At 40.1% G+C, this 20469-nt stretch carries 21 protein-coding genes; 13 read left to right on the forward strand and 8 right to left on the reverse strand.

Going from position 1 to position 20469, the window contains the following annotated elements:
• Window positions 1-33: 33 nt before the first annotated feature.
• Complete coding sequence (gene nadB, locus C5469_RS13920) at window positions 34-1674, reverse strand: L-aspartate oxidase (RefSeq protein ID WP_166307709.1); 1641 nt, start codon at window positions 1672-1674, stop codon at window positions 34-36.
• Window positions 1675-1843: 169 nt separating this feature from the next.
• Here nadB and rpoE point away from each other — a divergent pair, with 169 nt between their 5' ends.
• From rpoE to acpS, 11 genes are all read left to right on the forward strand, one after another.
• Window positions 1844-2413: an RNA polymerase sigma factor RpoE gene (gene rpoE / locus C5469_RS13925; RefSeq protein ID WP_166307712.1), complete on the forward strand. Its 570-nt coding sequence runs from the start codon at window positions 1844-1846 to the stop codon at window positions 2411-2413.
• A gap of 39 nt (window positions 2414-2452) precedes the next feature.
• Window positions 2453-3106 (forward strand): anti-sigma-E factor RseA, encoded by a 654-nt coding sequence (gene rseA / locus C5469_RS13930; RefSeq protein WP_166307713.1) that lies wholly within the window; start codon window positions 2453-2455, stop codon window positions 3104-3106.
• Window positions 3107-3108: 2 nt separating this feature from the next.
• Complete coding sequence (gene rseB / locus C5469_RS13935) at window positions 3109-4065, forward strand: sigma-E factor regulatory protein RseB (RefSeq protein ID WP_166307714.1); 957 nt, start codon at window positions 3109-3111, stop codon at window positions 4063-4065.
• On the forward strand, window positions 4065-4529 hold the full coding sequence (gene rseC / locus C5469_RS13940; RefSeq protein ID WP_166307715.1) for a SoxR-reducing system protein RseC: 465 nt from the start codon (window positions 4065-4067) through the stop codon (window positions 4527-4529). The genes rseB and rseC overlap by 1 nt, the downstream gene beginning before the upstream one ends.
• Before the next feature lie 195 nt (window positions 4530-4724).
• Window positions 4725-6521 carry a translation elongation factor 4 gene (gene lepA / locus C5469_RS13945; RefSeq protein ID WP_166307716.1) on the forward strand — a complete coding sequence of 599 codons (1797 nt, stop codon included), beginning with the start codon at window positions 4725-4727 and terminating at the stop codon, window positions 6519-6521.
• Between the two features lie 20 nt (window positions 6522-6541).
• A complete protein-coding gene (gene lepB / locus C5469_RS13950; protein WP_166307717.1) occupies window positions 6542-7522 on the forward strand; it encodes a signal peptidase I in 981 nt (326 codons plus the stop codon).
• A gap of 169 nt (window positions 7523-7691) precedes the next feature.
• The gene (gene rnc / locus C5469_RS13955) at window positions 7692-8372 is read left to right on the forward strand and encodes a ribonuclease III (RefSeq protein ID WP_166307718.1); all 681 of its coding nucleotides are present in this window, start codon (window positions 7692-7694) and stop codon (window positions 8370-8372) included.
• Window positions 8369-9277 (forward strand): GTPase Era, encoded by a 909-nt coding sequence (gene era / locus C5469_RS13960; protein ID WP_166307719.1) that lies wholly within the window; start codon window positions 8369-8371, stop codon window positions 9275-9277. The genes rnc and era overlap by 4 nt, the downstream gene beginning before the upstream one ends.
• Before the next feature lie 10 nt (window positions 9278-9287).
• Window positions 9288-10013: a DNA repair protein RecO gene (gene recO / locus C5469_RS13965; RefSeq protein WP_166307720.1), complete on the forward strand. Its 726-nt coding sequence runs from the start codon at window positions 9288-9290 to the stop codon at window positions 10011-10013.
• Window positions 10014-10082: 69 nt separating this feature from the next.
• A complete protein-coding gene (gene pdxJ, locus C5469_RS13970; protein WP_166307721.1) occupies window positions 10083-10814 on the forward strand; it encodes a pyridoxine 5'-phosphate synthase in 732 nt (243 codons plus the stop codon).
• A complete protein-coding gene (gene acpS, locus C5469_RS13975; RefSeq protein ID WP_166307722.1) occupies window positions 10814-11194 on the forward strand; it encodes a holo-ACP synthase in 381 nt (126 codons plus the stop codon). The genes pdxJ and acpS overlap by 1 nt, the downstream gene beginning before the upstream one ends.
• Before the next feature lie 2 nt (window positions 11195-11196).
• Here acpS and C5469_RS13980 read toward each other — a convergent pair whose 3' ends face one another.
• From C5469_RS13980 to C5469_RS14005, 6 genes are all read right to left on the reverse strand, one after another.
• Window positions 11197-11457: a YfhL family 4Fe-4S dicluster ferredoxin gene (locus C5469_RS13980; RefSeq protein WP_166307723.1), complete on the reverse strand. Its 261-nt coding sequence runs from the start codon at window positions 11455-11457 to the stop codon at window positions 11197-11199.
• Window positions 11458-11909: 452 nt separating this feature from the next.
• Window positions 11910-12740 carry a phage tail protein gene (locus C5469_RS23660; protein ID WP_242689470.1) on the reverse strand — a complete coding sequence of 277 codons (831 nt, stop codon included), beginning with the start codon at window positions 12738-12740 and terminating at the stop codon, window positions 11910-11912.
• A 388-nt stretch (window positions 12741-13128) separates the two neighbouring features.
• A complete protein-coding gene (locus tag C5469_RS13990; protein ID WP_166307725.1) occupies window positions 13129-13563 on the reverse strand; it encodes a tail fiber assembly protein in 435 nt (144 codons plus the stop codon).
• A 48-nt stretch (window positions 13564-13611) separates the two neighbouring features.
• The gene (locus C5469_RS13995) at window positions 13612-14334 is read right to left on the reverse strand and encodes a phage tail protein (RefSeq protein WP_166307727.1); all 723 of its coding nucleotides are present in this window, start codon (window positions 14332-14334) and stop codon (window positions 13612-13614) included.
• 400 nt (window positions 14335-14734) lie between these two features.
• A complete protein-coding gene (locus C5469_RS14000; RefSeq protein ID WP_166307728.1) occupies window positions 14735-15169 on the reverse strand; it encodes a tail fiber assembly protein in 435 nt (144 codons plus the stop codon).
• Window position 15170: 1 nt separating this feature from the next.
• Window positions 15171-15998 (reverse strand): phage tail protein, encoded by an 828-nt coding sequence (locus tag C5469_RS14005; RefSeq protein ID WP_166307730.1) that lies wholly within the window; start codon window positions 15996-15998, stop codon window positions 15171-15173.
• A gap of 728 nt (window positions 15999-16726) precedes the next feature.
• Here C5469_RS14005 and C5469_RS14010 point away from each other — a divergent pair.
• On the forward strand, window positions 16727-17323 hold the full coding sequence (locus tag C5469_RS14010; protein WP_166307732.1) for a gp53-like domain-containing protein: 597 nt from the start codon (window positions 16727-16729) through the stop codon (window positions 17321-17323).
• A 227-nt stretch (window positions 17324-17550) separates the two neighbouring features.
• Window positions 17551-18060 (forward strand): tRNA adenosine(34) deaminase TadA, encoded by a 510-nt coding sequence (gene tadA, locus C5469_RS14015; RefSeq protein WP_339414396.1) that lies wholly within the window; start codon window positions 17551-17553, stop codon window positions 18058-18060.
• A gap of 11 nt (window positions 18061-18071) precedes the next feature.
• On the opposite strand, the gene C5469_RS14020 is transcribed toward tadA, so the two are convergent.
• The gene (locus tag C5469_RS14020; protein ID WP_166307736.1) at window positions 18072-20378 is read right to left on the reverse strand and encodes an Orn/Lys/Arg family decarboxylase; all 2307 of its coding nucleotides are present in this window, start codon (window positions 20376-20378) and stop codon (window positions 18072-18074) included.
• Between the last annotated feature and the right edge of the window lie 91 nt (window positions 20379-20469).

Raw genomic sequence — 20469 nt, forward strand, 5'->3', positions numbered from 1 at the left:
GGGTGTAGCATGAGCAGGTTTCGCCGACAGAGATTAGGGTGTCAGAATCGTTGGTTTTGACTCTGGCAGTAAATTGGGATAATCCAGCGTGAAATGCAGACCTCGGCTCTCTTTCCTTTCCAGTGCACAACGTACAATTAATTCAGCGACTTGCACTAAATTTCGTAATTCCAGCAGATTATTAGAGATTCTGAAATTGGAATAATAGTCGTGGATTTCCTGTTGTAGCATATTAATGCGGCGTAGTGCTCGTTCCAGGCGTTTGGTTGTACGCTCGATGCCAACGTAATCCCACATAAACAGGCGTAATTCGTGCCAATTGTGCTGAATGACGACCTGTTCATCTGAATTATCAACACGGCTTTCATCCCAAAAGGGGAGTTCCGGTATCTTTTCAATTTTTTCAATCTGTTGTTGGATATCCTCTGCAGCAGACCAGCCGTAAACTAAACATTCCAGCAGAGAATTGGATGCCATACGGTTTGCACCATGCAGGCCAGTGTAGCTGACTTCACCGATAGCATATAAATTGTTTAGGTCAGTACGTCCCTGATGATCGACGACTATACCACCGCAGGTGTAATGTGCGGCAGGCACGATTGGAATCGGTTCTTTTGTCAGATCAAAGCCTAGCGTCAGCAGTTTTTCATAAATCATCGGAAAATGCTGGATAACGAAATCAGTTGGTTTATGGCTAATATCCAGAAACATGCAATCAGCACCAAGACGTTTCATTTCATGGTCAATTGCCCGTGCTACGATATCGCGAGGGGCCAGTTCAGCACGTTCATCAAAATCAGGCATAAAACGACTACCATCTGGTCGTTTTAGATAAGCACCTTCACCTCTTAAAGCTTCAGTTAGCAGGAAATTACGTGCTTGTGGATGAAACAGACAAGTTGGGTGAAACTGATTAAATTCCAGATTGGCGATACGGCAGCCTGCACGCCATGCCATTGCAATGCCATCACCGGATGAGATGTCGGGGTTTGTAGTGTATTGATAAACTTTAGCGGCACCGCCTGTTGCCAGTACAACGACTTTAGCACGATAAGTTTCTACTCGTTCCTGCTGGCGGTTCCAAATATAAGCGCCAACCACTCGATTATCGCCATTGAGTTGGGCTTTATTTGAGGTAATTAAATCAACTGCATTGCAGCGCTCTCTTACAATAATGTTCGGATGAGACTTGGCTTTTTCAACCAGTGTGGTTTCTACTTCTTTACCCGTTGCATCTGCATGATGCAGAATACGTCGATGGCTGTGGCCACCTTCACGAGTCAAATGATAGTATTTTTCTCCATCTTCACGGGTTTCTGTATCAAATGAAACACCCTGATCAATCAGCCATTGCACACAATGGCGGGCGTTGCTGGTGATAAACTCAACAGCGCTTTTGTCGCAAAGCCCTGCTCCGGCGATCAAGGTATCTTCAACATGAGATGCGATACTGTCTGTTTTATCAAATACAGCGGCGATACCACCTTGTGCATAATAGGATGCACTTTCGCTAAGAATACTCTTACTTAATATAGTGACTTTATATTGCGAAGCCAGTCGTAAAGCCAGGGATAGACCAGCCGCACCACTGCCAATAATAAGTACATCGTTATAATGTTGCGAGAATAATGATTGCATAATTGATGATGTGTGGAGAAGATGAGTGAAAATCATGTTAGCCTATCAGATATGATAGAGGCTATGATTGCAACAAAATGATGACAGAAATTGAACTTCACAGAATTTTATTACTCAAAGCCATGCTTGCTCGGAGAAATAGGACATCTATGGTTGGTTCAATAAATACAAATGTGGAGCTTTGCTTCGGGAGATTTAACCTCGGATGAGCGAGCAGTTAACGGATCAAATGCTGGTCGAGCGAGTGCAGAAAGGTGACCAAAAGGCGTTTAACTTACTGGTGATCAGATATCAGCATAAAGTAGCGAGCCTTGTATCTCGCTATATTCCGCAGGGTGATGTTCCTGACGTTGCGCAGGAGGCATTTATTAAGGCATATCGAGCATTGGCTTCATTCCGTGGCGATAGTGCTTTTTATACCTGGTTGTATCGTATAGCAGTAAACACGGCAAAAAACTATTTGGTTTCTCAAGGGCGACGTCCACCATCCAGTGATTTGGATGTCAGTGACGCCGAAAATTATGAAGTTTCGAATGCACTAAAAGAAATTTCGAACCCTGAGAATTTAATGTTGTCAGAAGAGTTAAGGCAGGTGGTTTTCCGAACCATTGAATCTCTTCCTGAAGATTTGCGAATGGCAATAACTCTAAGGGAATTAGATGGGCTAAGCTATGAAGAGATATCTGTTGTTATGGATTGCCCAGTAGGTACGGTTCGTTCCCGTATTTTCCGGGCGAGGGAAGCCATTGATGATAAAATTCAACCACTGATTTAAAACTAAAAATAGTGGGATAATACTGAAGGGTACTTTGGCATGCAAAGAGAAAAACTTTCCGCACTGATGGATGGCGAAGCTCTTGATAGTGAAGTCGTTAGTATTTTATCTAAAGATTCTGCAATGCAGAAACACTGGGAAAATTACCACTTGATCCGTGACACATTGCGCGGTGATGTGACTGAAGTATTACATATCGATATTGCGAGTCGGGTTGCACAGGCACTTGAAAAAGAGCCTGTTCATTTTAACCGTGGGTCGATTTCTGAATCTCAGCCTCGGCCAGAGACTTGGCAGAAAATGGCGTTTTGGCAGAAACTTCGCCCTTGGGGAAGTCAAATTACTCAAGTGGGTGTTGCAGCCTGTGTTTCGTTGGCAGTACTGATAGGAGTACAGCAATACAATAGCCATGATGCTGTAAATTTTGAATATCAATCTGATACACCAGTATTTAATACACTGCCGATGATGGGTTCGGCTTCCCCAGTGAGTTTGGGAGTGCCTTCTGGTGATGATATGTTTGGCAATGATCAGCGCATTCAGGTGCAAGAGCGTAATAAACGCATTAACATCATGTTGCAACAATATGAACTTGATCGCCGTGTGCATTTTGAACAAAATGACGGACAGGAAATTCCACCACAGGTTGCCATTCCGGTTCCCGGAACGCAATCTTTAGGAACACAACAGTAGTAATGAAACATATCTGGTTTTCCGTCTCTTTACTGGCGGGCAGCCTGTTTACTCCTCTACAGGTCTCGGCACAGCTCAGTAGCGCTGAGGCTTTGTTACAGGAGATGGGTAATGCCACTCAGTCCCTGACTTATGAGCTTGCTTTTATTAATCTCAGCCAGCAGGCTATCGTCTCAGCTCGTTATCGCCATGCCGTTATCAATGGTATTCCCATTGCTCAAGTTATGCAGATGGATGGTTCCCGCAGGGAGATTGTCCAGCGTGGTAATGAGATCAGCTATTTTGAACCTGGATTGGATGCTTTCAGTCTTAGCGGCGATCATATTATTGATTATTTACCGGCAGTTGTTTTTGCTGACTTCACTCAGTTGAAAAAATACTACAATTTCATCGATGTTGGTCGTACCCATATCGGTGACAGACCTTGCCGGGTTGTACGCATCATTTCCAAAGATGAAGTACGTTACAATTACATTTTGCTTATCGATGAAGAAAACCATTTACCATTACGTATTGATTTACTTGAGCGTGATAGTGAAACACTTGAGCAATTTCGGGTTGTTTCTTCTACAATAGGCGGGGATATCTATGATGCAATGAGTGTTATTACTCACCTGAATATGCCACCAATGCTGGTCATTCCATCGTCAGAGAAAGTGGTATTCAATTGGAAAGTAGGTAAATTGCCGGATGGTTTCACTGAGGTTTCGCGTAACCGGCGTAAACTGTCAAATACTGATTCGCTTGAGTCTATTATGTTCAGCGATGGCTTATTTAGTTTTTCAGTGAATGTGACTAACGCTGATAAAACCAGTAAATTAGAATATCCTCTTCGTCGTGGGCACCCAACGATTTATAGCGTAATACGTGGGGCAAAGGAGGTGACTATTATTGGTGAATTGCCACTGGCAACTGCCAAGTATGTTGCCGCAGGTGTTGCATTTATGGGAACTGACTAATGGTCAAAGAATGGGCAACAGTAATCCGTTGGCAGCAGGGCAGAGCATTATTACGTTATGGCTCCTCTTCTGGTTGTGGTAGTTGTCAAGCTCGTGCGGCGTGTGGCTCTTATTTACTGAATAAATTAGGGCCTGATGACATTCATCAACTCGAACTTGAGATTTTACAGCCGTTGCAACCAGGGCAGAAAGTGGAAATTGGTATCCCCGAAGGAAGCTTATTGCGTTCAGCGTTGCTGGTTTATCTAACCCCACTTATTGGACTATTCCTTGGTGGTGCACTTTTTCAATTATGGGTGACCAATCAATTATGGGTGTTTTGTGGCGGTGTTTTGGGAGGAGTTGCAGGTTTTTTCCTTGCCCGCAAAGTTGCCACTTATTGGGATAATCAGCAGGAATACCAACCGATAGTTTTACAAATTGGCTTGCCTCCTGATGTAATTCGTGTTCAGCATCCGGAATAAATCTGTTTTAATCATACAGAACTTTTAATTGACTGATCATACTTAAAGCCACAGGCATGACTAGGTTTTCATAGGTTTGGCATGTAGAATACAGCCTTTCAGGCCAGTGGCCGACCTATAAACCGTCGCTTTATGTCCCTCTGTGTGTCCATTAGGCGAATGATTCAGAAATATCAAGGCAGAAAAATATTTATAATGAAGCAAATACGAAATTTCTCCATTATTGCTCACATTGACCACGGTAAGTCGACGTTATCTGACCGTATTATTCAAATTTGTGGTGGCTTAACAGATCGTGAAATGGCAGAGCAAGTGCTGGATTCCATGGAGCTTGAGCGTGAGCGTGGTATCACCATCAAGGCACAGAGTGTCACTTTGGATTACAAAGCCAATGATGGGCAGCTCTATCAATTAAACTTTATCGACACGCCAGGGCATGTTGACTTCTCATATGAGGTCTCCCGTTCGTTGGCTGCTTGTGAAGGGGCATTGCTGGTGGTTGATGCTGGGCAGGGTGTGGAAGCGCAGACACTGGCTAACTGTTATACCGCTCTGGATATGAATCTTGAAGTTGTTCCTGTTCTGAATAAAATCGATTTACCCGCTGCGGAGCCTGAGCGCGTAGCAGAAGAAATTGAGGACATTGTTGGGATTGATGCTACTGATGCAGTGCGTTGTTCAGCCAAAACTGGTGTAGGCGTACAAGATGTCATTGAGCGTTTAGTTAAAGAGATTTCGGCACCGGAAGGCGATCCTAATGCGCCGTTACAGGCACTTATTATCGACTCATGGTTTGATAACTATCTCGGTGTTGTCTCGCTGGTTCGTATTAAAAATGGTACTTTACGCAAGGGTGACAAAATCAAAGTGATGAGTACCGGTCAGGTATATAACGCTGATCGTCTTGGAATTTTCACACCGAAGCGAGTTGACCGCGATATATTGGATTGCGGCGAAGTAGGCTGGTTGGTTTGTGCAATTAAAGACATTCTTGGTGCCCCAGTTGGCGATACATTGACGCTGTCCCGTCAACCTGCGGAAAAACCACTGCCAGGTTTTAAGAAAGTAAAGCCACAGGTTTATGCGGGGTTATTCCCTGTCAGTTCTGATGACTATGAAGCATTCCGTGACGCATTGGGTAAGTTGAGTCTGAATGATGCTTCTCTGTTCTATGAACCGGAAAGCTCTACTGCACTGGGTTTTGGTTTCCGTTGTGGTTTCCTTGGGTTGTTACATATGGAGATCATTCAGGAGCGTCTGGAACGTGAATACGATCTTGATCTCATTACAACTGCACCAACGGTTGTTTATGAAGTGGAAACGACGAGCCACGATATTCTCTATGTGGACAGCCCTTCTAAATTGCCATCGTTGAATAATATTGAAGAGCTGCGTGAACCTATTGCTGAGTGTCATATGCTGTTACCTCAGGAATATTTGGGGAATGTCATTACCTTATGTATTGAGAAGCGTGGAGTGCAGACCAACATGGTTTACCATGGTAAACAAGTTGCACTGACTTACGAAATACCGATGGCTGAAGTCGTATTGGATTTCTTCGATCGATTGAAATCCACATCTCGCGGTTATGCTTCACTGGATTATAATTTCACTCGTTTCCAGGCTTCTGATATGGTTCGGGTGGATGTGTTGATTAACGGTGAACGAGTTGATGCGTTGGCGTTGATTACTCATCGTGACAATGCTCAATATCGTGGCCGGGAATTAGTCGAGAAGATGAAAGAGCTTATTCCTCGTCAGCAGTTTGATATCGCGATTCAGGCTGCGATTGGCAATCATATTATTGCTCGCTCAACAGTGAAGCAATTGCGTAAAAACGTCTTGGCGAAGTGTTATGGTGGTGACGTTAGCCGTAAGAAAAAGCTATTGCAGAAACAGAAAGAAGGTAAGAAACGCATGAAGCAGGTTGGTAATGTTGAGTTACCACAGGAAGCTTTCTTAGCCATTCTTCATGTTGGTAAAGACAATTAATAAGGTTGTAAGGAGTCTAAATGGCTAACACTTTTGCCCTGATCCTAACGTTAGCAACGTTAGTCACCGGCATTATTTGGTGTATTGATCGTTTCAAATGGGCCCCAGCGCGCAAGAAAAAACTTGCCAGATTGCAGGAGCTAACTGAAGGTACAATGGATCAGGAGCATCTGGCTGAGACTATTAACAAACCAACATGGATAGATACTTGTTCATCTATTTTCCCAGTGCTGGCCGTGGTTCTGATCTTGCGCTCTTTTGTTTATGAGCCATTTCAGATCCCATCGGGTTCTATGATGCCAACTTTATTGATTGGTGATTTCATTCTGGTGGAGAAATACTCATACGGATTGAAAGATCCCATTACTCAAACTACATTGATTAAGACTGGCGAACCAAAGCGTGGTGATATTGCAGTATTCAAATATCCACTGGACCCAAGTTTTGATTACATCAAACGAGTGATTGGCTTGCCGGGCGATAAAATTATTTATGATCCGCTGAAGAAAGAGCTGCGTGTTTTTCCTGGTTGTGGTGAAACAAAAAGTTGTAAGGAAGAGCTCCCGGTTTCTTATGGTTCACTGTTCCCAAGTGAGTGGACAATGAAACAGTATGGTGTCAATTCCCATGGTGAGAGCCTGAAAAAGATAGGTGTTTTTCAGATACCTGTTGAAGAAACTTTACCCCCTTACAGCATGCGGCAGGGTGAACGGATTGAGAATCTGGGTGTGACAACACACCATATTTTGGAGATTCCGGGCGTACTGCCGAGGCCAAATTTCCGTCAGCCTGGTTTGCCTGAGGGAATGTGGATTGTGCCTGAAGGTCACTATTTCATGATGGGTGATAACCGTGATAATAGTGCTGATAGCCGTGAGTGGGGCTTTGTTCCTGAGAAAAATCTGGTTGGTCGCGCTTCAGCAATCTGGATGAGTTTTGAGAAACAGGAAGGGGAATGGCCTACCGGAGTTCGCTTTAGCCGTATTGGTGGAATTAATTAATATTAGCGAAGCATTAATTTTACTCACAGTGTAGAATATCCTTTCAAACTTAATGACTGGCTCCTGACAAGGAGCCAGTGCAAACGCAACAGTTTTGTCAGGGTTTCCTGTACAGGTCTGTTGCGTGTGCGTTTTTATTTGACGAATTCTGACCTATATTTGGTAGCACATGAATCCCATCGTAATTAACAGATTGCAGCGTAAGCTGGGGTACACTTTTGATCAGCATGATCTGCTGATACAAGCATTAACTCATCGTAGTGCCAGCAGTAAACATAATGAGCGGCTGGAATTTCTCGGTGATTCAATTCTCAGTTTTGTTATTGCCAATGCACTATATCATCGCTTTCCTCGCGTAGATGAAGGCGATATGAGCCGGATGCGTGCCACATTAGTTCGTGGTAATACTTTGGCTGAGTTGGCAAGGGAATTTGAATTAGGTGAATGTCTTCGCTTGGGGCCGGGAGAACTGAAAAGTGGCGGTTACCGCCGTGAATCTATTCTGGCTGATACTGTGGAAGCGCTGATAGGCGGTATTTTCCTTGATAGCGATATTCAAACGGTTGAGAAAATTATTCTGAGCTGGTATGAAACTCGCTTGAATGAAATTAGCCCGGGTGACAAACAGAAAGACCCGAAAACCCGGTTACAAGAATATCTGCAAGGGCATCATTTGCCTCTGCCATCATATCTGGTTGTTATGGTTCGTGGTGAAGCTCACGACCAGGAATTTACTATTCACTGTCAGGTGAGTGGTATCGAACAGCCGATTAAAGGAACAGGTTCTAGCCGCCGCAAAGCGGAGCAGGCAGCGGCGGAGCAAGCATTAAAACAACTGGAGCTTGAATGAGCGAACAAGAAACCTATTGCGGATTTGTTGCAATAGTTGGACGGCCTAATGTGGGGAAATCTACATTGCTGAATCAGCTTTTGGGGCAGAAAGTATCTATCACTTCCCGTAAGCCACAGACTACCCGTCACCGTATTATGGGTATTCACACTGAGGGGCCTTATCAGACTATTTATGTGGATACACCTGGATTGCATATTGAGGAAAAGCGGGCGATTAACCGTCTGATGAATCGTGCAGCCAGTAGTTCTATTGGTGATGTAGAGCTGGTCATTTTTGTTGTTGAAGGTACTCATTGGACTCCAGATGACGAGATGGTGCTGAATAAACTGCGCAACTTGCGTTGCCCGGTTTTATTGGCTATCAATAAAGTGGATAACCTGATTGATAAAGCTATCCTGTTGCCACATATTGGTTTCCTCAGCAAACAGATGAACTTTCTTGATGTTGTACCGATGAGCGCGGAGAAAGGCATGAACGTAGACACGATTGCAAAGATTGTGCGCGGACATATGCCGAAAGCAACTCACCATTTCCCGGAAGATTATATTACTGACCGTTCTCAGCGTTTTATGGCTTCTGAAATTATCCGCGAAAAACTCATGCGTTTTCTCGGTGATGAATTGCCATATTCTGTCACGGTGGAAATTGAACAATTCATAGCCAATGAGCGCGGCGGTTACAATATTCACGGTTTGATTCTGGTTGAACGTGACGGCCAGAAGAAAATGGTCATTGGTAATAAAGGGAGTAAAATCAAAACCATTGGTATTGAAGCCCGTCAGGACATGGAAAGGCTGTTTGATGTTAAAGTCCACTTGGAACTGTGGGTTAAAGTTAAAGCAGGTTGGGCTGATGACGAGCGGGCGCTGCGGAGCCTGGGTTACGTCGATGATTTGAAATAAGGCGTTGCCGGTGGACGGTTGGCAGCGTGCTTTTATTCTTCATAGGCGCCCTTACAGTGAAACCAGTTTGTTACTGGATCTTTTTACTGAAAATGAAGGGCGGATCAGTGTGTTGGCTAAAGGTGCGCGCAGCCGTCGTTCCAATTTAAAAGGCTGCTTGCAGCCATTTACCCCGTTGTTGATGCGTTGGAGTGGGCGGGGTGTAGTTAAGACGCTGCGTGATGCCGATCCTATTTCTTTAACTCTTCCTCTTACTGGCAGTGTGCTGTACAGCGGTTTATATGTTAATGAATTGCTGTCGAGAGTGCTTGAACAAGGAACGGCTTATCCGGCTCTATTCTTTGATTACCTTCAATGTTTACAAATTCTTGCTGCCAGTGAATATACACCAGAACATGCATTACGCCGGTTTGAGCTGGCGTTGCTGGCAAATCTTGGTTATGGCGTTGATTATCTTCATTGTGCGGGAAGTGGTGAACCTGTGACCGATACAATGACCTACCGTTATAGAGAAGAAAAAGGATTTATCGCTAGTCTGATTATTGATCATTACAGTTTTACCGGGCGTGAATTGAAATCACTGGCAACCCGTGAATTCCCTGACCCGGCAACATTGAAAACAGCAAAGCGTTTCACTCGTATTGCACTGAAACCTTACCTTGGTGGTAATCCTTTAAAAAGTCGTGAACTGTTCCGGCAGTTTGTACGTAAGAAACCGGAAGAGAAAGAAAACTAATGAATTTGTTCCCCTTCATGATGGAAAGTGTAAACTTATTATCATTCAATACGACTACAGGAGATAAATATGGCTGAGGTATTGCTAGGTGTTAATATCGATCACATTGCGACAGTGCGTAATGCTCGTGGCACAAATTACCCAGATCCGGTTCAGGCAGCTTTTATTGCGGAACAGGCTGGTGCAGATGGTATTACCATTCATTTGCGTGAAGATCGCCGTCATATTACTGATCGGGATGTTGAACTATTGAGTCAAACTATCCAGACCCGGATGAACCTTGAAATGGCTGTGACAGATGAAATGGTGGATATTGCCTGTCGCATCAAACCTGAATTTTGTTGTTTGGTACCTGAAAAGCGGCAGGAAGTGACAACAGAAGGTGGTTTAGATGTTGTTGGTCAGAAAGATAAGGTTATGGCGGCGGTTAAACGTCTGTCTGAAGCGGGTATTCTTGTTTCTCTGTTTATTGATGCGGATCACCAACAAATAGATGCGGCCAGAGAAGTTGGTGCGCCTTTTATTGAGATTCACACCGGCGCTTATGCTGATGCAGAAAATGAAATTGAACAGGAAAAAGAGTTCCAGCGTATTAAAAAGGCCGCGACCTATGCTGCGGGTATTGGGCTGACGGTTAATGCGGGTCATGGGCTGACGTATCATAATGTACAACGTATTGCGGCTCTGCCGGAAATTTATGAATTGAATATTGGTCATGCCATTATCGGGCGGGCGGTATTCAGTGGCTTGACTGCTGCTGTAGCAGATATGAAAACTCAAATGCGGAAAGCGCGTGGTTAATGGCTATTATCGGCTTGGGCACGGATATTGTTGAAATTGCTCGTATTGAGGGGGTTGTTGAGCGCTCAGGTGAGCGCTTGGCAAAACGTATTCTCAGTGAATCAGAATGGAAACAATATCAGCAACATGAAAAACCGGTTCGTTTTCTGGCTAAGCGTTTTGCGGTAAAAGAAGCGGCAGCAAAAGCGCTGGGAACGGGTATCCGTAATGGGCTGGCATTTAACCAGTTTGAAGTGGTTAATGATGCTCTGGGAAAACCGACTTTGCGGCTCTATGGTGCAGCAGCAGAATTGGCTCAGAAACTGGGAGCTATGTCTTTGCATGTGACATTGGCCGATGAGCGCCGCTATGCTTGTGCGACCGTTATTTTAGAGAGTTAATTTTAGATTTTATCTGCATGATGCAGTAATACAAATTTATCCCATAATTGCTCTTTTGTTTCTTGTCGGTCTGGATCGGTAATAATGGTATTATTTATCGGACAGACTGATTGGCAAGTTGGGGCATCATAATGACCGATACATTCGGTACAACGCTCAGAATCGATTTCATAAATTTCATCTCCCATTGATATAGCCTGATTGGGACATTCAGGTTCACACATATCACAATTGGTACAGCTCTTTTTGATTAATAACGACATTTTAATAAATTAACTTATTTTTTGTTTTAAATCAGTGTGTTATTGATGGTTTTTATTCCTTGCTATTACACACTTCTTATATTTCTATACAGCATAAATTACATTGAAAAACCAAGTCTAGCAACACTAAACCACAACACATGAGATTTTTTATCTTAGAAAACCTTTATGTATGAGCTTTATTACCCGGTTAGCTATATAAAGGAATTTCAATAATGTACAAGGTCACCAATATTTCATGGGCTAATAAGTCTTGGGGGAGAATAGTTCGAATTATAACAGAATATTTATGGCTGTAGTATTAGCAATAATAAAATAATTAAGACCGAGCACTATCCTGATCCCGGTCTTTTTGTTGATTACGATAATTTTGTAATTGACTAATAAAATTCCTATTATTTATCAAGATAATTCTAAAGTCTGAGATAGATAACAACTATGAATGTTGAAAGTTAGTTATCTGATACCCCTACTACGAATATGCGTACAGGCGGAAGGCTTGTACTGCGAGAGTACCAATGTGATATTATTACTAGATTTTCTTTATTGATTTTTAATATATCAGCTCCTTCACCATAGTTACCGCCATTGATATATCCACCCATACTTGAAAGTATAGCATGAGGTTCATAAGAGTATGCAATTGGGTATGTGATAGTGAATTTCTCCTCGTTAGCTAAATTTGGAGCCTTTGCATATACAGATTGAAATAAGATATATTTTCTCTCTAATCCGCTCAAAAATGGAATTTTAAGAGTCATGAAGTTATCCCCTTGTGTAAACAAAGGAGTACCTGCCAATAATAATTCCAATAAACCGAGATTTTTCACAAACTCATTTTTATTGGGAATATCTGCACCATTTTGGTTTTTGGCCAATCTGCCATTAGCATTATCATTTACATCGGAAACAAGTTTCTGCGTTGCAGCCAGTGTATGACTATTGCCAATAATATCTGTGAGTTGAACAATACCTTTTTGTGTTAATGAGGCATCAGGAATTTTTGTTGTGATTTTTTGTTCTAACGCTTTATTTAATTGTGCAGTGAGTTTGGTTATATTACCATCATCCAAAACATCACTGCCAGATTCTGTCGCAATAAAATCAGCTACAACAGATGATATTGTTGATGACTGACGTAATGCCTTATTTAATACATGCGTGGTAAGACCGTCTGGTGAAAACCCAGTCCGCAATTCTGGACTGTTTTCATATAAATTTTGATCCACCACATTAGCACCATTGCTAATAGAAAACGCTTTAAAATCATTCTTTGGATTCATATCAATTTTCCTAAGGTTTAATAGTGGGTTTATAGTAATATCTTAAATTATTGTAAGGATAATTTACTGCCTCTTATAGTTTAAGGATAAAAAACAATAATTAAATGTTTTTATAACTTATGGTTTTAATTGTTTTTATATGCTTTTAGCAATAAAAAATTCGATACTATCTAAGTAATTAATACTTATTTTATAGAAACTATCTTAAGTAATTTCCCTATTGGAATATTCATTATGGAAAGTAGATTTCAATAATGTTCGTAGTCACTAATATCGTATGGAGAATAGTTAGAATGATAACAAAATATTTATTGTTGTTGTGCTGGCAATAATACAATAACAGAATGATAAAGACCGGGTTCTACCTTTATTCCGGTCTTTTTATTAGTTACGATAATGGTTGAATTGGCCAGTCAATTTCCGGTGCTTTTGAAGTATCAACTCGGTTAAGCATCACGCGGTATTTTTTCCATTCTTTAAATAATAACGTTTCTTCATCTGTTGCTATATCAAGTTCTACCGCATCAGCCAGTGGCATTATTTCTTTATTTGCGAGAGATATAAATTGCTTTCTTTGGATTTCTGCAATAGATATCAATTCCTCTTTCGTTGGAGGTGGAATATCTTCCCAGCAGGGAAGACCATTTTCGTCAGAGGAAAGTATTTTTCCTGTGGGTGGCATTCCCGAAAATTCATTGAATATGTCATCAGTTACAGGTATAGGATCATTTGGCCATGAGCCGGCTTCAATATAATCCTGTTGTAATGATAGTGGATAAAATGATTTATTTAATGCACTGAATACATAGTTTTTATTGTTCATAATTTCCTGCCAACTTTAATTAGATAATCGTCAATTTGATTTTTTAAATTAATATCCTATTGCTATAAAAAATGTTTCAACATAGGGGGTGTAAGGAGTATTACTTCTATAACACCGAAACTGACTCTGATTTTCTATTTTTGTTCCAAATATTCCGGCTGAGCCGGGGTCCCAACCATAGTGAGTTAATGTGATGCTAAAACATTTATTTGGGAATGGTATTGGAAAGCTATTAAGATATCCGCTATTCGGTTGTCCACTTCCACCGAAAGAAACTAGTGCTATTCCCCACATTATAATTAGACCTGAAGGTAACTTTTGCCAACCATTCTGAGCCAGGTTTGCGGTGAAAGACGACATATTTGGAATTTGATTAATTCTATCATTTATATTGGAGACAAGTTTCTGCGTTGCAGCCAATGTATTGCTATTGCCAATTACATCGGTGAGTTGAACAACGCCTTTCTGTGTTAATGAAGCATCGGGAATTTTTGTTGTAATTTTTTTTTCTAACGCTTTATTTAATTGTGCAGTGAGTTTGGTTATATTACCATCATCCAAAACATCACTGCCAGATTCTGTCGCAATAAAATCAGCTACAACAGAGGATATCGTTGATGACTGGCGTAATGCTTTATTTAGTACATGCGTGGTAATACCTTCTGGTGGAAACCCAGTTCGCAATTCTGGACTATTCTCATATAAATTTTGATCCACTACATTAGCACCATCTTTAATAGAGAACGCTTTAAAATCATTCTTGAGATTCATATATATTTCCCTAAAGTTCTATAGATAATATCTTAAATTATTGAAGGGATAATTTCCCAACGCTCATAGTCTAGAGATAAAAAAGAATAATTAAATATCTTTATAACTTATAGGGTTAATTGTTTTTCGTATGTTTTGAGTAATAAATGATTAAATGTTTTTCAATTTAAAGAATTAATATCCAAGTAATTAACACTTATTTTATATAGACTATATTAAATAATTTCCATATTTAAAGGTTTATACTGGAAAGTAGATTTCAATGACGGGAAAGAACACTAATATTGCATGGAAAATAATTAGGATGATAACAGAATATTTACTGCTGTTGTGCTGGCAATAATACAATAACAAAATGATAAAGACCGGGTTCTTCCTGAATCCCGGCCTTTTTTATTAATTACGATAATGGTGCAATTGGCCAGTCAATTTCCGGTGCTTTCGAAGTATCAACCCGGTTAAGCATGACGCGGTATTTTTTCCATTCTTTAAGTGATAACGTTTCTTCATCTGTTGCTATATCAAGTTCTACTGCATCAGCCAGTGGCGTTATTTTTTTATTTGCGAGAGATATAAATTTCTTTCTTTGGATTTCCGCAATAGATATCAATTCCTCTTTCGTTGGTAGAGGAATATCCTCCCAGTAGGGAAGGCCATCTTCGCCAGAGGAACGTATTTTTCCTTTGGGCGGTATTCCCGAAAATTCATTGAATATGTCATCAGTTACAGGTACAGGGTCATTTGGCCATGTACCCGATTTAATATAATCTTGCTGTAATGATATCGGATAAAATGCTTTATTTAATGCACTGAATACATAGTTTTTATTGTTCATATTAATACCCTATTGCTCTATAAAATGCTGCTACAGGAATTTGTAAATTTGGAATACTGCTAAAACATTGGAATTGGCCATTATTGACCATTATTATTGAAAATGTGCCAGCATGTTGAGGGGCGTTACCAACGTGAGTTAACGTGACGTTGAGACATGTATTCGGGAATGGGATTGGAAAGTTATTTAAAGCACCAGGTTCGGCATAAGCATTGCCTTTAACTGATGCTATTCCCCACATTTCAATTAAACCCGAAGGTAGTTTTTGCCATCCGACTTGATTCAGGTTAGCGGTGAAAAATGACATATCAGGCACCTGATTTTCACTATTCCCTATCGTTATCTTTGTTGTATCTGATAAACCAAGGTTCTTTATAAATTCAGCTTTATCAGGAATGTCTGCGCCGTTTTGGTCTTTTGCCAGTCGATTATTAGCATTATCATTTACATCAGAAACAAGCTTCTGAGTTGGAGCGAGTGTATTACTGTTGCCTATTTGGTCTGTGAGTTGAATAATTCCTTTTTCTGTTAATGAGGCATCGCGAGTTTCTGTTGTGTTTTTTTGTTCTAACGCTTTCTTGAATTGGGCGGTGAGTTTGTCTATATCCCCATTATCCAGAACATCATCGCCAGATTGTGTTGCGATAAAATTAGCGACGACAGTGGATATGGTTGACGACTGACGTAATGCCTTATTTAATAGTTCGGCGGTAATATTTCCTGTTGGAAACCCAGTTTGCAAATTTTGATCTTTTTCATATATTTCTTGATTCACTATATTTGCATTTTCACTAATAGAAAAAGCCTTGAAATCATTCTTTTGACTCATATATTTTCTCCAATTAAGTACTGCATTTTATAAGCAATATAGTGAATTTTTATAGAAATAATTTTTCCCTATTCACGCCGGCTATAGTTTAGTGAGAAAAAAGAATAATGGAATATTCTTATAACTTATGGGGTTAACTATTTTTATATAATTGGCGGTAATAAGTGTTTTAATGTTTTGTAATCTGAAATATATCTAAACTATTTGTATTTAATGTTTGAAAATGATTTCTATTAATTCCATTTAGGGTCTGAAAAGGTTGGGTGATTGCTATTATCTAAGTCTGTTTTTTCTAATTATCTGTAGTAGGTGTGTATAATATTGCTCAATAATATGAATTTCATTGCTGATATTAAGATGTCAATGTTGAGTTATATTTTTTTGATAAGGCTAAAATAAATGTTTTAATAAATAAAATCTATTCTATCTATGTGATTGACTGTATTAAATTGCAATAATATTTTCATTAATAAAGTCTCATTTATTAACTGGGGGAGTTATGTGGTATGACTGAATTGGTTTAATCTTATCGAATTTGTAATAATTATGAAGTTATTTATATTCATATAAAGGAGTTGGTTGGGTTAAATTAATCATTTTATTTTTTTAATAAAATGATTATTAAAACCAATTCATTGATTGTTTATCTATTTATGCTAGATTGATTTTTGTAAATTTCCATATGAATGAGTTTTTAATCAATAATATATTTTAGGTTAGGAGGATAAATGAGTAATAAGAATGATTTTAAAGCTTTTTCTATTAGAGATGGTGCTAATGTGGTGGATCAAGATTTATATGAAAATAGTTCAGAGTTGCAATCTGGATTTCCCCCAGTAGGTCTTACCACGCATGTATTAAATAAGGCGTTACGCCAGTCGTCCACAATAGCTTCTGTCGTGGCTAATTTTATGTCAACGCAGTGTGAAAAGGATGTTCTGGATAATGGCGATTTGGCAACACTTAATAAGACTTTTACTGATTCATTACAGTGCCATATGAAAAAACAATATCCTGGTAGCCTGTCACCTAACGGTTATCAACAACTGCCAGGTGGATTAATACTTCAATGGGGAAGACATAATTTTACTCCATTAGCGATAAACAAAGTTATTTTACCAACACCTTTTAAGCATGGTTGTCTGAGGGTTTTTATGTCACCTGTTGGTGATTGGATATTTCCGATGTCAGCAGCAACTAACGGGACATTGAATACTTTTAACTCCTGGGTTGCTGCGCGAACTATTAATGCTTATGGAACTGAAATCAGATTATCTGCTAATGATACTTATGTATATGGAGATTATTTCGCAATCGGTTATTAATTAACATTGCAAAAATAAATAATAAAAATAAGCCGGATTTATTCCGGCTTTGTTTTTTTATTTTTAAATATATTGTGTGAATTGATTTTGGGAATATTGCAGTGACATAAAATATTTTAAATAATATCAGATATCTATTTTCATGGAAATGATAAGTAAATATATCTGGAAAATAGGAAAAATAAATCGTTATAATTGTCCCTGATATAGTGAAGAGAGATACCGTAGTGACTAAAATATATAGTGATGAATATTGGATGCAGCAGGCGATAGAACGAGCAATAAAAGCCTGGGAGCAGGGGGAAATACCTGTAGGCGCTGTATTGGTCGCTGACAATGAAATCATTGCTGAAGGCTGGAATCAATCTATTATTGCGCATGATCCCTCTGCTCATGCAGAAGTTATTGCGTTACGGAAAGGGGGAGAGCAGTTACAAAATTATCGTCTGCTAAATACCACTTTGTATGTTACTCTTGAGCCTTGTGCTATGTGCGCTGGTGCTATGATACATAGCCGGATACAGCGACTAGTTTATGGCGCCAGCGATATGAAAACGGGTGCCGCGGGTTCTTTAATTGATATATTGCGCCATCCTGGTATGAATCATCAAATTGAAATTACAGGTGGCGTACTTGCTAAGGAGTGCTCCACGATGTTGAGTGTTTTTTTCAAACAACGTCGGGAGCAACATAAAGCATTAAAAGCCGCCAGAAGACAGCAGGAAGAAAATCAATAAATATGGTTGATTCACTCTTTTAGCACCCATACATGGTACTCGCCGTTTATCATCTCTGCGCCTTCCAGAATTTTCTCGAAGCCTGGGAATCTCTTATTCCATTCATCGATCTGGCGAATATATTGTAACCAAGGAGAATTTTCATCACCAAAGGATTCTCCCGGCATGATGATTGGTATACCCGGTGGATAAGGAATAACGCCAACAGCCGATATACGTCCTGCTAGTTTACTGAGTGGGATATGTTCAGTACGGCCTGCCATATGGTCAAGGAATGCCTGCCGAGGGAGCTTCACTATATTAGGTAATTGGCCAAATGATCTTGTTTGTTCAATATCCATTTCATATTCTTTTATATATCTGAACATTTCGTCCGAAATATCTTTTAGTCCCATTTTTTTATAATTTGGGGGATATTGTTTAGTGAGTTTCGGCAAACATTGTTTAAGTGGTGTATTAGCGTCATAGTGTCTCTTGAAGCTTAATAATACATTGAGCAAAGTGCCCCATTTGCCTTTGGTGACACCGATAGTAAACTGGCAAAGAACGATGAAATCAGTGGTACGTGCAGGTACAATGTCGTGCTGGCTCAAATAAGCGGAAAGAATTTCGGCTGGAATGCCATTTTCCATCAGTTCATCATTATCATTCATTCCTGGGCACAAAATACCGACTTTCATTGGATCAAGTAGGCACCATTCTTCCGATAGATTCTTAAATCCATGCCATTTGTCTCCATCTTTTAATACCCAACAGGAGGGATCATTTGCCAATTGCTCTCTGCTTGCTTCATGGAAAGGAATTAATTTACCGCTGTCTGAACTGATAATCTCTCTGGCATTCCAGGGTGAGAAGAACCAATCATCTTTTTGTTTAAATTCATGATGGGTCTTTGCCAAAGTCAGACGGAAGTCCACGGCTTCATTGATAGCACCTTGTATCAGTCTTTGTCCCTGCGGGCCATCCATCATAGCAGCACCAACTTCATTAGTAGCGATCAGCGGATATAGCGGTGAAGTTGTGGACTGCATCATATAAGACTCATTGAAACGAGAGTGTTCAATGGGTTTTCTGCCATTGCGGATATGGATATAGGATGATTGCGATAATGCCGCTAGCATTTTATGCGTGGACTGAGTAGCAAATATTGTAGGGCCATTACTATCAAAATCATCTGGTTCACCACGCATTGAATAACGATGTTTATACATAGGGTTAAAACGGGCATAAGCAAACCAGGCTTCATCAAAGTGAATTTGATCAACACTTTTTGCCAATAAATCTTCTACTTGTTCTGAGTGATAACATATCCCATCGTAAGTACTGTTGGTTACGACAGCATAAACAGGTTGGCTGTCTGTAGCATGCTCTTTTAACGGGTGTTCATTGATGATTTGTTGGATATATTCTGGTTGAAATTGATCTTTAGGAATGGGGCCGATAATGCCATAGCGGTTGCGTTGTGGAATAAGGTATATGGGCAAAGCCCCTGTCATTATTAAACCTTGTTCAATGGATTTATGGCAATTGCGGTCGCATATAATAATTTCTTTTTCACCAATAACTGCACTCATGATAATACGGTTGGAACCAGAAGTGCCGGTAAGAACACAATAGCTCTGATGAGCACCAAAAACAGTGGCTGCATATTCTTCTGATTCTTTGATTGCACCTGTATGATCTAAGAGTGAGCCAAGTACTTTCCTTTCTATTCCAAGATCACTTCTGAATAGATTTTCCCCAAAAAAATTGATTAATTCTCTTCCTGCCGCCGTTTTGGTAAAAGCGACGCCTCCTTGATGTCCAGGAGTAGCCCAAGAATATTCTGGTGACTCTTGGGTATATTGAAGTAATGTTCGAGTGAAAGGAGGTAATAACTGAGCATAGTATTTCTTAATCAAGGAATTGGCGCGGGAGGCGATAAATCCAACAGTATCTTCAAGCATCCAGACGAATTCATCTACTAATTTCATTGCTTCAAGTGTCAGAGTATCTATGCTGGAGTATTCGGCCGTTAGCAGTACCGGGATAGTGATGTTGTGTCTGCGTATTTCTCTCAGTAATTCTGATACTTGTTCATGAGATTCAGCGTTATTGTCACCTGAAGTCCAGTCAACAAAAATACAGCACAGGGAAGAATCAGAAGAAACCGTTGCTATACCATCTTGAAATGTTGCAGCAGGGATAACGGCAAAATTGTTCTTTTTCAATGCATCTATTAACTCTGTAAATGCACGACCATTTGCCGTTGCCGGGTTATATACATGGCTGCTTACAACCATAATCTTGCTTTGTTCGTTAATATCTAAATTAATCATGACGCATCCTTTAAGTGAGATAGTATCCTGATAAATTTAGTATAGTTGGTTTAATTTACTGTAAAACATAATATGATTGGGGATATATAAT

Origin of the sequence: Photorhabdus cinerea, from assembly GCF_011189575.1 — a bacterium.
Lineage (GTDB): Bacteria > Pseudomonadota > Gammaproteobacteria > Enterobacterales > Enterobacteriaceae > Photorhabdus > Photorhabdus cinerea.

Excerpts from the sequence above, each read along its gene's own strand:
- lepA (WP_166307716.1), top strand. The coding sequence starts at position 4,725 with ATGAAGCAAATACGAAATTTCTCCATTATTGCTCACATTGACCACGGT.
- nadB (WP_166307709.1), bottom strand. The coding sequence starts at position 1,674 with ATGATTTTCACTCATCTTCTCCACACATCATCAATTATGCAATCATTA.
- C5469_RS13995 (WP_166307727.1), bottom strand. The coding sequence starts at position 14,334 with ATGAATCTCAAGAATGATTTTAAAGCGTTCTCTATTAAAGATGGTGCT.
- C5469_RS23660 (WP_242689470.1), bottom strand. The coding sequence starts at position 12,740 with ATGAATCCAAAGAATGATTTTAAAGCGTTTTCTATTAGCAATGGTGCT.
- rseB (WP_166307714.1), top strand. The coding sequence starts at position 3,109 with ATGAAACATATCTGGTTTTCCGTCTCTTTACTGGCGGGCAGCCTGTTT.
- C5469_RS14020 (WP_166307736.1), bottom strand. The coding sequence starts at position 20,378 with ATGATTAATTTAGATATTAACGAACAAAGCAAGATTATGGTTGTAAGC.
- C5469_RS14005 (WP_166307730.1), bottom strand. The coding sequence starts at position 15,998 with ATGAGTCAAAAGAATGATTTCAAGGCTTTTTCTATTAGTGAAAATGCA.
- C5469_RS14010 (WP_166307732.1), top strand. The coding sequence starts at position 16,727 with ATGAGTAATAAGAATGATTTTAAAGCTTTTTCTATTAGAGATGGTGCT.
- pdxJ (WP_166307721.1), top strand. The coding sequence starts at position 10,083 with ATGGCTGAGGTATTGCTAGGTGTTAATATCGATCACATTGCGACAGTG.
- rseC (WP_166307715.1), top strand. The coding sequence starts at position 4,065 with ATGGTCAAAGAATGGGCAACAGTAATCCGTTGGCAGCAGGGCAGAGCA.
- acpS (WP_166307722.1), top strand. The coding sequence starts at position 10,814 with ATGGCTATTATCGGCTTGGGCACGGATATTGTTGAAATTGCTCGTATT.
- rseA (WP_166307713.1), top strand. The coding sequence starts at position 2,453 with ATGCAAAGAGAAAAACTTTCCGCACTGATGGATGGCGAAGCTCTTGAT.
- rpoE (WP_166307712.1), top strand. The coding sequence starts at position 1,844 with ATGAGCGAGCAGTTAACGGATCAAATGCTGGTCGAGCGAGTGCAGAAA.
- era (WP_166307719.1), top strand. The coding sequence starts at position 8,369 with ATGAGCGAACAAGAAACCTATTGCGGATTTGTTGCAATAGTTGGACGG.
- C5469_RS13990 (WP_166307725.1), bottom strand. The coding sequence starts at position 13,563 with ATGAACAATAAAAACTATGTATTCAGTGCATTAAATAAATCATTTTAT.
- rnc (WP_166307718.1), top strand. The coding sequence starts at position 7,692 with ATGAATCCCATCGTAATTAACAGATTGCAGCGTAAGCTGGGGTACACT.
- C5469_RS13980 (WP_166307723.1), bottom strand. The coding sequence starts at position 11,457 with ATGTCGTTATTAATCAAAAAGAGCTGTACCAATTGTGATATGTGTGAA.
- lepB (WP_166307717.1), top strand. The coding sequence starts at position 6,542 with ATGGCTAACACTTTTGCCCTGATCCTAACGTTAGCAACGTTAGTCACC.
- C5469_RS14000 (WP_166307728.1), bottom strand. The coding sequence starts at position 15,169 with ATGAACAATAAAAACTATGTATTCAGTGCATTAAATAAAGCATTTTAT.